The organism is [Clostridium] citroniae WAL-17108 (assembly GCF_000233455.1).
Taxonomy (GTDB): Bacteria; Bacillota; Clostridia; order Lachnospirales; family Lachnospiraceae; genus Enterocloster; species Enterocloster citroniae.
This window is the reverse complement of sequence record NZ_JH376430.1, coordinates 1-12,153: the sequence shown is the minus strand read 5'-3', so window position 1 is coordinate 12,153 and position 12,153 is coordinate 1. Positions and strand designations below refer to the sequence as shown.

Annotated in this window: 12 protein-coding genes, 2 tRNA genes and 1 rRNA gene; 14 read left to right on the top strand and 1 reads right to left on the bottom strand. The window is 51.0% G+C overall.

The window, feature by feature from the left end; translation table 11 throughout:
* Positions 1 to 20: 20 nt before the first annotated feature.
* Together HMPREF9469_RS25875 and HMPREF9469_RS25870 are read left to right on the top strand one after the other, a co-directional pair.
* Positions 21 to 1,262, top strand: coding sequence for a homoserine dehydrogenase (locus tag HMPREF9469_RS25875; RefSeq protein ID WP_007869200.1), 1,242 nt, complete (start codon positions 21 to 23; stop codon positions 1,260 to 1,262).
* A 76-nt stretch (positions 1,263 to 1,338) separates the two neighbouring features.
* Positions 1,339 to 1,689, top strand: coding sequence for a DUF2752 domain-containing protein (locus HMPREF9469_RS25870; protein WP_007869192.1), 351 nt, complete (start codon positions 1,339 to 1,341; stop codon positions 1,687 to 1,689).
* A 20-nt stretch (positions 1,690 to 1,709) separates the two neighbouring features.
* Here HMPREF9469_RS25870 and HMPREF9469_RS25865 read toward each other — a convergent pair whose 3' ends face one another.
* Positions 1,710 to 2,162 carry a DUF4190 domain-containing protein gene (locus HMPREF9469_RS25865; RefSeq protein WP_007869190.1) on the bottom strand — a complete coding sequence of 151 codons (453 nt, stop codon included), beginning with the start codon at positions 2,160 to 2,162 and terminating at the stop codon, positions 1,710 to 1,712.
* Between the two features lie 179 nt (positions 2,163 to 2,341).
* Between HMPREF9469_RS25865 and HMPREF9469_RS25860 the strand changes: the two genes are divergently transcribed.
* The 12 genes from HMPREF9469_RS25860 to HMPREF9469_RS25805 all read left to right on the top strand — a co-directional run.
* Positions 2,342 to 4,486: a Tex family protein gene (locus HMPREF9469_RS25860; protein ID WP_007869188.1), complete on the top strand. Its 2,145-nt coding sequence runs from the start codon at positions 2,342 to 2,344 to the stop codon at positions 4,484 to 4,486.
* 5 nt (positions 4,487 to 4,491) lie between these two features.
* Positions 4,492 to 4,917: a tRNA (adenosine(37)-N6)-threonylcarbamoyltransferase complex ATPase subunit type 1 TsaE gene (gene tsaE / locus HMPREF9469_RS25855; RefSeq protein WP_040417433.1), complete on the top strand. Its 426-nt coding sequence runs from the start codon at positions 4,492 to 4,494 to the stop codon at positions 4,915 to 4,917.
* Positions 4,917 to 5,669 (top strand): tRNA (adenosine(37)-N6)-threonylcarbamoyltransferase complex dimerization subunit type 1 TsaB, encoded by a 753-nt coding sequence (gene tsaB / locus HMPREF9469_RS25850; protein WP_007869183.1) that lies wholly within the window; start codon positions 4,917 to 4,919, stop codon positions 5,667 to 5,669. The genes tsaE and tsaB overlap by 1 nt, the downstream gene beginning before the upstream one ends.
* 13 nt (positions 5,670 to 5,682) lie before the next feature.
* Positions 5,683 to 6,132, top strand: a complete 450-nt coding sequence (gene rimI, locus HMPREF9469_RS25845) for a ribosomal protein S18-alanine N-acetyltransferase (RefSeq protein ID WP_007869181.1) — start codon at positions 5,683 to 5,685, stop codon at positions 6,130 to 6,132.
* 180 nt (positions 6,133 to 6,312) lie between these two features.
* Positions 6,313 to 6,555: a hypothetical protein gene (locus HMPREF9469_RS25840; RefSeq protein ID WP_007869178.1), complete on the top strand. Its 243-nt coding sequence runs from the start codon at positions 6,313 to 6,315 to the stop codon at positions 6,553 to 6,555.
* A gap of 141 nt (positions 6,556 to 6,696) precedes the next feature.
* A complete protein-coding gene (locus HMPREF9469_RS25835; protein WP_007869175.1) occupies positions 6,697 to 8,382 on the top strand; it encodes a vWA domain-containing protein in 1,686 nt (561 codons plus the stop codon).
* Between the two features lie 199 nt (positions 8,383 to 8,581).
* On the top strand, positions 8,582 to 9,493 hold the full coding sequence (locus HMPREF9469_RS25830) for a ribonuclease Z (protein ID WP_007869173.1): 912 nt from the start codon (positions 8,582 to 8,584) through the stop codon (positions 9,491 to 9,493).
* Positions 9,494 to 9,517: 24 nt separating this feature from the next.
* A complete protein-coding gene (gene tsaD, locus HMPREF9469_RS25825; protein ID WP_007869168.1) occupies positions 9,518 to 10,552 on the top strand; it encodes a tRNA (adenosine(37)-N6)-threonylcarbamoyltransferase complex transferase subunit TsaD in 1,035 nt (344 codons plus the stop codon).
* A 5-nt stretch (positions 10,553 to 10,557) separates the two neighbouring features.
* Positions 10,558 to 11,301: a 2-C-methyl-D-erythritol 4-phosphate cytidylyltransferase gene (gene ispD, locus HMPREF9469_RS25820; protein ID WP_007869165.1), complete on the top strand. Its 744-nt coding sequence runs from the start codon at positions 10,558 to 10,560 to the stop codon at positions 11,299 to 11,301.
* Between the two features lie 156 nt (positions 11,302 to 11,457).
* Positions 11,458 to 11,543, top strand: a tRNA-Ser gene (locus HMPREF9469_RS25815).
* A 65-nt stretch (positions 11,544 to 11,608) separates the two neighbouring features.
* Positions 11,609 to 11,697, top strand: a tRNA-Ser gene (locus HMPREF9469_RS25810).
* Between the two features lie 262 nt (positions 11,698 to 11,959).
* Positions 11,960 to 12,153: ribosomal RNA gene (locus HMPREF9469_RS25805) — 16S ribosomal RNA — on the top strand; the annotation flags it as partial.

Genomic DNA, 12,153 nt, shown 5'->3' with positions numbered 1-12,153 from the left:
ACACAGGGAGTGTAAGGATTATGATCAAGATAGCAATTATGGGTTATGGAACCATTGGTTCCGGCGTGGCAGAGGTGCTGGAGCAGAACAGGGATGTGATCGCAAAGCAGGCGGGGCAGGAGGTGGAGTTAAAATATGTCCTGGATCTGAGGGAATTTCCCGACAGCCCGGTGGCGGACAGGATCGTCCATGATTTTAAGGTGATCGAACAGGACGAGGAGATCAACATCGTGGTGGAGACCATGGGCGGTCTGAATCCCGCCTATCCTTTTGTAAAAGCCTGCCTTTTGGCCGGCAAGCATGTGGCCACCTCCAACAAGGCGCTGGTGGCTGCTTACGGCACAGAGCTTCTGGCCGTTGCACGGGAGAAGGGCGTGAATTTCCTGTTTGAGGCCAGTGTAGGCGGAGGAATCCCCATTATAAGGCCCTTATACCGCTGTCTGATGGGGGAACGGATCGAGGAAATTACAGGTATTTTAAACGGAACCACCAACTTTATTCTTACCAAGATGGATAAAGAGGGTGAATCCTTTGAGAACGCCCTGAAGGAAGCGCAGAACCTGGGATATGCGGAGCGCAACCCGGAGGCTGACGTGGAAGGACATGACACCTGCCGAAAGATTGCCATTCTGACAGCCATGGCAACTGGACGGGAAGTGAACTTTGAGGATATTTATACGGAGGGGATTACCAGGATCACGGATATTGATTTCAAATATGCGGAAAAGATGGGGACCTCGGTGAAGCTTTTTGGCTCCAGCCGTATGGCGGGAGGCAAGGTTAATGCCTTTGTTACTCCGGTGATGATCCAGAAGAATAATCCCCTGTATTCTGTCAATGATGTGTTTAACGGGATCATGGTAAAGGGAAATATGCTGGGAACCTCCATGTTCTATGGAAGCGGGGCAGGAAAGCTTCCAACAGCCAGCGCGGTTGTGGCGGACATCATTGAGGCTGCCCAAAACCTGGAGCGCAGCCTGGCCGTGGGCTGGAGCAGTGAAAAACAGGCCATCGAGTCCATGGACCTTGCCAGGTTCCGCTATTTTGTCCGGGTAGCAGGCTCTTACCGCAATAAGGAAGAGGATATCAAGCGCATCTTCGGCAAGGTGGAGGTCGTGGAGCTTTACGGCATGGATGAATTTGCTGTGCTCACTGCTGAGATGAGTGAGGGCGAGTTCAAGGCAGCTGCCGTGGCCTACGACAGTGCGGAGCAGGCGCGCTCTGATTACGGAATCAAGCAGATGATCCGGGCCATGATATAATACCGCGTGGGACAATACCGCATAGTGCGATGCAATGCGGGCCGGCCGGAGATTATGCTTTAGAGGAAAGGACTTCATGGAAACACTGATTCAATGGATCACAAGGCAGGGGCTTCCCTGCCTGTTTCAGCTTATAACAGGATTATACTGCCCGGGATGCGGAGGCACCAGGGCGGTGAGGGCGCTGCTTCATGGGAATCTGAGGATGAGTTTTCAGTATCATCCCCTGATTCTTTACGCTGTGCTGGTCCTCACCGTGGAACTTATCAGCTTTGCCCTGTCCAGGGCATTAAAAAACCCCAGATGGTATCTGGGGCATGAGACGCTGTTTGTGTACATTGCGGCAGGGATTGTGGTGGTAAACTGGATCTATAAAAATGTGATGCTGGTATTCTTTGGCATCGACCTGCTGCCGCTGTGGAGTTAGCGGTCTGTCCTGCCGGTTCCTTAAAAATGGATCCAGGAGGAACCGCCTGACAAGTGCATCTGCTGGTTGAGCTGCTGCTGCAGGTAGTTGATGTACTCATTGAATTTAGGTCCCAGTTCAGGGTCGCTGAGGACTTCGTAATAGCGGAGCAGCAGATAGAAAAAGAAAAAGGTCAGGGCAATGGCAATGGCGCTCAGCACAAGGCCCGCGATGGCCCGGGCGCTGAAATCCTTTTTACCGCTCACATCCGCGTTCCTGGACATGAAAGCCAAGACGATCCCAAGTACGCCGCAGATCAGGCCGGTAGAGGAATTGCTGCTGCTGATCAGGGAAGCCGGAAAATAAAAGAGGCTGCAGATCAGGCCTGTGATGCCTGCAATCATGGAACAGGTAGCCAGACGCTCAGCGGAAGTTGAATTCTTCTGCTGGTTATTTGCATTGGGCTTTCGCTTATTTAAAGTATTATTCATCATTCTGAACAAATGCCTTTCTGTAAATTCTTACGGTCATATTCTAATTGTTATCCTGCTTATTTTATCACGAAATGCCCCACCTGTCCAGATGAAGACAATTCCATTGTAAGAGAACTTGCATAAGAAGACCCAATGCACTATAATAAAACAGTTAGATTACAGATATGTGAGGTTGATCCATGGATATTATTAAGAAACTGGCGGAAGAACTAAATATCGGCCGCCATCAGGCAGAAGCGGCTGTGAAGCTGATCGATGAAGGAAATACCATTCCCTTTATCGCAAGGTACCGCAAGGAGGTTACCGGCTCCCTGAATGATGAGGTGCTGCGTAATCTGGATGAGCGGCTGAGATATCTGCGCAACCTGGAGGAACGGAAAGCCCAGGTGATTGCATCTATCTCCGAACAGGAAAAGCTCACTCCTGAGCTGGAGCTTAAGATAAAAGAAGCACAGACCCTGGTGGCTGTGGAGGATCTATACAGGCCCTATAAGCCAAAACGCCGTACCAGAGCCATGATCGCAAAGGAAAAGGGCCTGGAACCACTGGCGGACACCATCAGCTTACAGATGACAAAGGAACCCCTGGAACTTGTGGCTGCCGCCTACATTTCAGAGGATAAGGGCGTGCTTTCGGCAGCGGATGCCATTCAGGGGGCCAAGGATATTCTGGCCGAGCGCATTTCGGACAACGCGGAGTACCGCACTTATATCAGGAATGCCACCATGAATAAGGGAGTGATCCAGTCCGCGGCCAAGGATGAGAAGGCCCAGTCCGTCTATGAGATGTACTATAACTACGAAGAGCCGGTGAAAAAATGCGCAGGGCACAGAATCCTTGCATTAAACAGGGGAGAGAATGAGAAGATCCTGACGGTGAAAATTGCTGCGCCTGAGGATCAGATCCTGATGTACCTTGAAAAGCAGACCATTGTCAGGGACAACCCCTATACCACTCCTTTGCTGAAGGAAGTGGCGTCTGACAGTTACGCAAGGCTTATCGGACCGTCCATTGAAAGGGAGATCCGCAGCGAGCTGACGGAACGTGCTGAGGAAGGGGCGATCAAGGTATTTGGAAAGAACCTGGAGCAGCTTCTCATGCAGCCTCCCATTGTGGGCCGTGTGGTCCTGGGGTGGGATCCTGCGTTCCGCACAGGCTGCAAGCTGGCCGTGGTGGACAGCACGGGGAAGGTGCTGGATACGGTCGTGATTTATCCCACCGCGCCCCAGAATAAGGTGGCGGAGGCCAAGAAGATCCTGAAGGATTTTATCCGAAAATACAACATTTCCCTGATCTCCGTTGGAAACGGAACCGCATCCAGGGAATCGGAACAGATCATCGTGGATCTTTTAAAGGAGATCAAGGAGCAGGTCCAGTATGTGATTGTCAATGAGGCAGGGGCTTCCGTCTATTCTGCAAGCAAGCTTGCCACAGAGGAGTTTCCGGCCTTTGATGTGGGACAGAGAAGTGCGGTTTCCATTGCAAGGCGCTTACAGGATCCGCTGTCCGAACTGGTGAAGATCGATCCCAAATCCATTGGCGTGGGACAGTACCAGCATGATATGAACCAGAAGCATCTGGGAGAAACCCTGGAAGGCGTTGTGGAGGACTGTGTGAACAAGGTGGGCGTGGACCTGAACACGGCGTCCGCTTCCCTGCTGGAATATGTTTCCGGAATTAACAAGACCCTGGCAAAGAATATTGTGGCTTACAGGGAGGAGAACGGTGCATTTAAGAACCGTAAGCAGCTTCTTAAGGTGGCCAAGCTGGGTCCCAAGGCATTTGAGCAGTGCGCAGGTTTTATGAGGATCGCAGGGGGAGAGAATCCTCTGGACGGTACCAGCGTGCATCCGGAGAGCTATGAGGTGGCGAAAAAGCTGCTTGAGACACTGGGATATGACCTGGCAGAACTGAACCAGGGCGGCCTTAAGGGAATCAGCAGGAAGATTACGGATTACAGGAAGATGGCAGAACGGCTGGAAGTGGGCGAGATCACCCTGCGGGATATTGCAGGGGAACTGGAAAAACCCGCAAGGGACCCCAGGGATGAGATGCCAAGGCCTATTCTCAGAAGCGACATTCTGGAGATGAAGGATCTGAAGCCGGGGATGGTGTTAAAAGGAACCGTGAGAAATGTAATTGATTTTGGCGCCTTTGTGGATATCGGTGTGCACCAGGATGGTCTGGTACATATCTCACAGATGACGGACAAATATATTAAACATCCTCTTGAGGCAGTGAGCGTGGGGGACATTGTGGATGTGAAGATCATCAGCGTGGACCTTGCCAAGAAGAGGATCGCCCTTACCATGAAAGGAATTTGACAATGATGGTGTATGAGACATGGAAACCGGAGGACACATATGAACTGGGGAGGAAAATGGGGCAGGAGGCCGTACCGGGCCAGATTGTCTGCTTAAACGGCGACCTGGGAGTGGGGAAGACTGTATTTACTCAGGGCTTTGCACAGGGCCTTGGAATTGATGAGCCGGTGAACAGCCCCACGTTTACCATTGTCCAGCAATATGATGAGGGCCGGCTTCCACTGTATCATTTTGATGTATACCGCATCGGGGATATCAGTGAGATGGATGAGATCGGATATGAGGACTGCTTTTTTGGGGAGGGAGTCTGCCTGATTGAGTGGTCCGGCCTGATCCGGGACATACTGCCCGATCATGTAACCCAGGTGACCATTGAGAAGGATCTGGAAAAGGGTTTTGATTACAGACGTATTCTGGTGGAGGAAAATTGATGAGAGTTTTAGGCATTGAGAGTTCATCTTTGGTGGCCAGTGTTGCTCTGGTGACCGATGACATTTTAACAGCTGAATATACCGTGGATTTTAAAAAGACCCATTCCCAGACCTTGCTTCCCATGCTGGATGAGATCGTAAAGCTTCTGGACCTGGACCTGGGCACCCTGGATGCCATTGCAGTGGCAGGCGGTCCGGGTTCCTTCACAGGTCTGCGCATCGGGGCGGCCACGGCGAAGGGATTGGGACTGGCCCTTAAAAAGCCTTTGATCCATGTTCCCACTGTAGACGCCATGGCATATAATATGTGGGGGGCAGCCGGCCTTGTGTGCCCTATTATGGATGCCAAGAGAAGCCAGGTGTACACCGGGCTGTACCGGACGGAGGATGGCCTGGAGGTGCTGATGGAACAGTGTCCCATGGATATGAGGGAGCTGGCCCGGCTTTTAAACCGGAAGGGTGAGAAGGTTATATTCCTGGGTGACGGAGTACCTGTGTATCAGAAAATCATTGAGGAGGAGATGCAGGTACCCTATGTATTTGCGCCGCCTCAGATGAACCGCCAGAGAGCGGCCTGCGTGGCTGCGTTGGGGATGGGGGCCCTTGGGGAAGATCCTGCGTATAAGGGCGCACATGTGGTAAGTCCGGAGGAATTTACACCGGAATATCTGAGAAAACCCCAGGCAGAGCGCCAGAGGGAGGCAGAGGCTTCTGAGCAGGGAGCGGCCAAAAAGCTGCCCGGAGATTATTAATGGGAGTGGAAGCATGGAATTGATTACAGGGGTACGCCCCATGATTGGGAAGGACATCGAGGAGGTGGCACGCCTGGAGCGGGTGTGTTTTTCAGAGTATTGGTCTGAAAACCTGATCCGTTCCGGTCTGGACAGCAGGCTGGACACTTATTTTGTGTATCAGGATCATGACCGGATTTTGGGATACTCCATTATCAGGGTTCTGGCGGACGAGGGAGAAATCCAGCGGATCGCCGTTTATCCCAATTACCGCAGGCAGGGGATCGCGAGGAAACTCATGGATGCCATGGTTTCATTTTCCAAAACCAGAGGCGTACGGGCCATTGCCCTGGAGGTACGGGAGAGCAATGAGGGAGCCAGAAAGCTTTATGAATCCTACGGTTTCCGGCAGGAGGCCGTGCGCAAGGGGTACTACCACAGCCCTCAGGAGGATGCGGTCATCATGTGGAATCGGGAAATTTGAAACAATTTCCACTTAAAATATGAATATTTTGTGTATATAATGAAGGGGAATCGGACATTCCTCTTCATTTTTTTCTTTAAGGCAGCAAGCACATGGCTTTATAGGCCGCGGCAGCTGGTTAGGTAAAGATTTAAGGGGATGGATGAAAGGACACGATGAAAGAGAAAGGCGAGGGTTCATATGAAGAGGTACAATAGAAACGGGCAGCTGGAGGCAGTCCTTTGCAACTGCTGCGGAAAGAAGCTGGTCGTGGAGCACGGGATCATCCGGGAAGGCTCCATTGGTATTGACCATGCATGGGATTATTTTTCTGAAAAAGATGGACAGATCCATCATTTTGATTTGTGTGAAGACTGTTATGATGAAATGATATCCGGATTTAAACTTCCGGTGGAAACAGAAGAGCAACTGGAATTACTATAAGTTTTTGTAAGGATTAAGTACGAAATCTTAGGCTTTCTTTATGCTTTTATTAAGCCTATTGCAACACTCCTCCTTTTTTGATATGTTGGGATCACAACAGGAAAATGCTGCCGGCAGGGCAGCACAAAGGAGGAGATGATTATGAAAAAAGGAGCCGGATGGATCTGCCTGCTTATGGCAGTTTTTGCGGCCGCAGGTCTCTTGGGCGGGTGTGCCGCAGGAGGACAGAAGGAAGCAGCGGCCACGGCAGCCCTTTCCGCCACAACGGTTTCGCCTGCCTATGATACGGCAGAAGCAGCGGAAACCTGGGCTGCCGCCGGCAGGGACAGCGGTTTCCCGGCCCCGGGACAAAAAATCGGGGAGGACAGCCGCCGGCCGGTACACAACACGGAGGAATACCGGTATTATCTGGAGAATCCCTTTATGTCCGTGGCCGATGCGCCGCTATCCACCTTTGGGGCGGATGTGGATACTGCATCCTACGCCAACATCCGCAGGATGATCCTGGATGGCGACCGGGTGCCTGAGGACGCGGTGCGGATCGAAGAAATGCTTAACTATTTTTACTATGACTATCCAAAACCCAAGGAAGGGGAGCCGTTTTCAGTTACCGCCAGGCTGGCCCAGTGCCCTTGGAATGACAAGCATGATCTGCTTCAGATCGGCCTTCAGGCTGAGAAGTTAGATGAAGGCACCATGCCAAAGTCCAACCTGGTTTTTTTGCTGGATGTATCCGGGTCCATGGAGGCGCCTGACAAGCTGGATCTTGTAAAACGGGCATTCCTGATGATGACGGAATATCTGAAAAGTGACGATACCATTTCCATAGTGACCTATGCCTCCGATGACAGGATCGTTTTGGACGGCGCTGCCGGTGAAGACAGGTTATCCATCATGACAGCCATTGAGAATCTCTCGGCCGGAGGCAGCACCCACGGTTCCAGGGGCATAGAGACAGCTTACCAGCTGGCGGAAAAGCATTATATTGAAGGCGGCAACAACCGGGTTATCCTTGCCACTGACGGAGACTTAAATGTGGGGATCACAAGCGAGGGCGGCCTGACACGGCTGATCAAGGACCAAAAGGACAGAGGTGTATTCCTGTCAGTTCTGGGATTTGGAACAGGCAATTTAAAAGACAACAAGATGGAAGCCATGGCAGATAACGGCAACGGACAATACTCCTATGTGGACAGTATTGCGGAGGCCAGAAAGGTTTTGGTGGAGGAAATGGGCGGCACCCTTTTTACGGTTGCCAAAGACGTGAAGTTCCAGGTGGAATTCAATCCCGCCAGGATTAAAGGATACCGTCTGATCGGCTATGAGAACCGGGTGATGGCAGACCAAGACTTTGAGGATGACACCAAGGACGGAGGAGAGATCGGGGCAGGACACAGGGTAACGGTTCTGTATGAACTGATCCCCGCTGACTCCAGGGAACTGATTCCGGAAACCAGCCTCAAATACCAGACGCGGCCCAAGGAGACATCCCAGGCGCCGGACACGGATACGCCGCCTGCCTATGACGATGAGTGGCTCACCATAAAGATCCGCTACAAACAGCCGGACCAGGACAGGAGCGACCTGTTGGAATATCCGGTAAAGGATGACAGCTTCCACACCCAGATGCCGGAGGATATGGTGTTTGCCTCCTGTGTGGCTGAAACAGGTCTTCTTTTGAAATCATCGGAATATGCATCCAATGCCTCTTACGCATCTGTGATCAGCAGGCTCCAGGATCTAAAACGTATAAAAGAAGATGACTACAGCAATGAATTTTTATATCTGGTAAAACGAGTTGCAGCTGCAGCCGATCAATCCCGGTAGGGAATCATATCATAGGATCCAGAGGTCCGGAGGTTTAATCCCGGGTCCTCTGGACTTTTTTATTTCCTATCTTCCATAACTTTTTCAGCCCTACTTGATTATTCCTAATAAAATGTGATATGATTTCCTGAGTTAATACGTATCAGAGCGTTCCAAAAATGGATTTTCATACACGCTCCAAGAAAAATGAGGAAATAATATGTTAGATATTTGTTTATTAGGAACCGGAGGCATGATGCCTCTTCCATACAGATGGCTTACCTCCATGATGGCCAGATGCGGGGGAAGCAATCTGCTCATAGACTGCGGTGAGGGAACCCAGATCGCACTAAAGGAGAAGGGATGGAGCCCGAAACCCATTGACATAATCTGTTTTACCCATTATCATGCGGACCATATCAGCGGCCTGCCGGGCCTGCTTCTTACCATGGGCAATGCTGAGCGCAGGGAACCCCTGACCATGATCGGGCCCAAGGGCCTTGAGCGGGTGGTGACGGCTCTCAGGACCATAGCCCCGGAACTGCCTTTTCCATTGCAGTTCATAGAACTTACCGAGAACAGGGAACGCATGGAAATGGGCCCTTATGTGATAGATGCCTACCGGGTCAACCACAATGTGATCTGCTACGGCTATTCCATTACCATACCGAGAAAAGGACGTTTTGATGTGGAGCGGGCCAGAGCCCAGGACATTCCCCAGAAATTCTGGAACCGGCTGCAAAAGGGCGAGGAGATCGAGTATGAGGGGCGGCTTTTGACCCCGGATATGGTTCTGGGAGAAGAACGCAGGGGGCTTAAGGTTACCTACTGTACAGACACCAGACCGGTGCCGGTGATCGCCGAGTATGCTTCCATGGCAGATCTTTTTATATGCGAGGGAATGTACGGTGAAAAGGAAAAGGCGGTCAAGGCAAAGGAAAACAAGCATATGACATTTTATGAGGCCGCGGCCCTGGCCAAAGAGGCACAGCCAAAGCAGATGTGGCTCACCCATTACAGCCCGTCCCTGATCAAGCCGGAGGAGTATATGGATGAGGTGAGAAGCATTTTCCCCCGTGCCAAAGCGGCCAGGGATGGCTGGACCGCCGAACTGGAGTTTGATGAAGAATAATGTCCTATTAGTGGAGATGGAAAAATGATGGATCATACATTAGAAGATATATTAATACTTGCAATTGAGAGTTCCTGTGATGAGACGGCTGCTTCTGTGGTGAAAAACGGAAGGACCGTGCTGTCCAATGTGATCTCATCCCAGATCAGCACCCATACCATATATGGAGGAGTGGTCCCTGAGATCGCCTCCAGGGAGCACATTAAGGCGATCAATTATGTGATCCAGCGGGCCCTGGCAGAGACAGGCGTGACTTTGGAGGACCTGACCGCCATTGGGGTGACCTATGGACCCGGGCTGGTGGGAGCATTGCTGGTAGGGGTGGCAGAGGCTAAGGCCATTGCATACGCAGCCGGAAAGCCCTTGATCGGGGTTCACCACATCGAAGGCCATGTATCAGCCAATTTTATTGAGAATCAGGACCTGGAACCGCCCTTTGTGTGCCTGATCGTATCCGGAGGCCATACTCATCTTGTGATTGTAAAGGATTACGGGGAATTTGAAATTATCGGACGTACCAGGGATGATGCTGCCGGGGAAGCCTTTGACAAGGTGGCCAGGGCGGTTGGGCTGGGATATCCCGGCGGCCCTAAGGTGGACAAGGCAGCTAGGGAGGGAAATCCCCATGCCATGGAGTTTCCCCGTGGAAAGGTAGAGGGAGCGCCCTATGATTTCAGTTTCAGCGGCCTTAAGTCAGCTGTGTTGAACCACATTAATCACATGCGCATGACCGGGCAGGAGATATATGTGCCTGATCTGGCAGCCTCTTTCCAGAACTCCGTGGTGGAGTCCCTGGTAAGCAGGGGAATCCTGGCGGCCAGGGAATACGGCTACAAGAAATTAGCCATAGCCGGGGGTGTTGCATCCAATACCGCTTTGAGAAGCGCCATGGCAGAGGCATGTGAAAGGGAAGGGATCCGGTTCTATCACCCGTCCCCTATTTATTGTACGGATAATGCCGCCATGATCGGCGTGGCTGCATATTATGAGTATCTGAAGGGAAATGTCTCAGGCTGGGATCTGAATGCGATTCCCAATCTTAAGCTTGGAGAACGGTAGGAGATATGAATAAGAAATATTGTACCGCTGTGGTGCTGGCAGCCGGAAAGGGCGCCAGAATGGAGACACAGACCGCAAAGCAATACCTGGAAATCGGGGGAAAGCCTGTGGTGGTCCATGCCCTTGAGGCATTTCAGGCTTCCCCTTTGATTGATGAGATCATCCTGATGACAGATGCGCAGCATGTTGGATACTGTTCAAGGGAAATGATCCCTGCGTATGAGCTGAGTAAGGTTTCCACCGTGGGGGCGGGGGGGAGCGAACGATATGAAAGTGTGTGGAAAGCGCTCTGCACCGTGATGGACCGGGATGAAAAGGAAGATGAGGGACTATGGGCAGACAGGAAAAACGGCTATGTATTCATACATGATGGAGCACGTCCCTTTGTGACAACGGATATCATTGCACGCGCTTATGAGGATGTATGCCGCTGGGATGCCTGTGTGGTGGGGATGCCTGTAAAGGATACCATCAAACGAGTGGATGAGAAGGGCTTTGTGGTGGACAGTCCCAACCGCAGCCTGATCTGGCAGGCCCAGACCCCTCAGGTATTTTCCGTACCCCTGATCACCAAAGCCTTTGAACGCCAGTTAAGGGAGGACTGCACCCATGTGACAGATGATGCCATGGTGGTGGAGGCGCAGATGGGGGTGAGGGTACACATGACAAACGGCAGTTATGAGAACATAAAGATCACCACTCCGGAAGACCTGCTCATAGCGGAAGCAATATTAAAGAAAAAAAGATAAAAAAAGTGTTGACTTCTGTCGAAATACGTGATAGACTAATCGAGTTGCCGCTGAAGAGCAGCAAGACAAAAAACACTGACAAAAAAGTTTTTTGAGAAAAATCAAAAAAACACTTGACAAAACTGCTAAAGTCCTGTAATATTGAAAAGCACGTTTGGAGAGATATCGAAGTGGTCATAACGAGGCGGTCTTGAAAACCGTTTGTCCGCAAGGGCGCGTGGGTTCGAATCCCACTCTCTCCGCTGCAGACGGATTTGTATGATTTGCCTGCGAGAATATAATATAATAAGTAACAAGATTCAACCAAGCAGAAGTACCCAAGAGGTTGAAGGGGCTCCCCTGGAAAGGGAGTAGGTCGTTAGTAGCGGCGCGAGGGTTCAAATCCCTCCTTCTGCGTTCGGCGTTTGAACGGGACAAGATAAGATCTGGTCCGGCCCAAGTGTCATGTACCTTTACAATTGAAGACTGAATAATACACAAACCCTGAAAATTCTAAAAACAAAAGGTCTGGTTTAGACCTTTGGATTTGAGAAAATTCGGAACAAAACCAAGTAATGAAGGTTAAAGATAACTATAGCCAAGCTAAGTAGTCTAAGACCAAGAATCAAACAGAGGAATCTGATTGACCGAGTCAATCAGCCCGCTTCTAACGAAGCTTTAATTTGAGAGTTTGATCCTGGCTCAGGATGAACGCTGGCGGCGTGCCTAACACATGCAAGTCGAACGAAGCAATCAGAATGAAATTTTCGGATGGATTTCTGATTGACTGAGTGGCGGACGGGTGAGTAACGCGTGGATAACCTGCCTCACACTGGGGGATAACAGTTAGAAATGGCTGCTAATACCGCATAA

Coding starts and splice junctions, on each gene's coding strand:
- HMPREF9469_RS25875 (WP_007869200.1), top strand. CDS start 21: ATGATCAAGATAGCAATTATGGGTTATGGAACCATTGGTTCCGGCGTG.
- HMPREF9469_RS25870 (WP_007869192.1), top strand. CDS start 1,339: ATGGAAACACTGATTCAATGGATCACAAGGCAGGGGCTTCCCTGCCTG.
- HMPREF9469_RS25865 (WP_007869190.1), bottom strand. CDS start 2,162: ATGATGAATAATACTTTAAATAAGCGAAAGCCCAATGCAAATAACCAG.
- HMPREF9469_RS25860 (WP_007869188.1), top strand. CDS start 2,342: ATGGATATTATTAAGAAACTGGCGGAAGAACTAAATATCGGCCGCCAT.
- tsaE (WP_040417433.1), top strand. CDS start 4,492: ATGGTGTATGAGACATGGAAACCGGAGGACACATATGAACTGGGGAGG.
- tsaB (WP_007869183.1), top strand. CDS start 4,917: ATGAGAGTTTTAGGCATTGAGAGTTCATCTTTGGTGGCCAGTGTTGCT.
- rimI (WP_007869181.1), top strand. CDS start 5,683: ATGGAATTGATTACAGGGGTACGCCCCATGATTGGGAAGGACATCGAG.
- HMPREF9469_RS25840 (WP_007869178.1), top strand. CDS start 6,313: ATGAAGAGGTACAATAGAAACGGGCAGCTGGAGGCAGTCCTTTGCAAC.
- HMPREF9469_RS25835 (WP_007869175.1), top strand. CDS start 6,697: ATGAAAAAAGGAGCCGGATGGATCTGCCTGCTTATGGCAGTTTTTGCG.
- HMPREF9469_RS25830 (WP_007869173.1), top strand. CDS start 8,582: ATGTTAGATATTTGTTTATTAGGAACCGGAGGCATGATGCCTCTTCCA.
- tsaD (WP_007869168.1), top strand. CDS start 9,518: ATGATGGATCATACATTAGAAGATATATTAATACTTGCAATTGAGAGT.
- ispD (WP_007869165.1), top strand. CDS start 10,558: ATGAATAAGAAATATTGTACCGCTGTGGTGCTGGCAGCCGGAAAGGGC.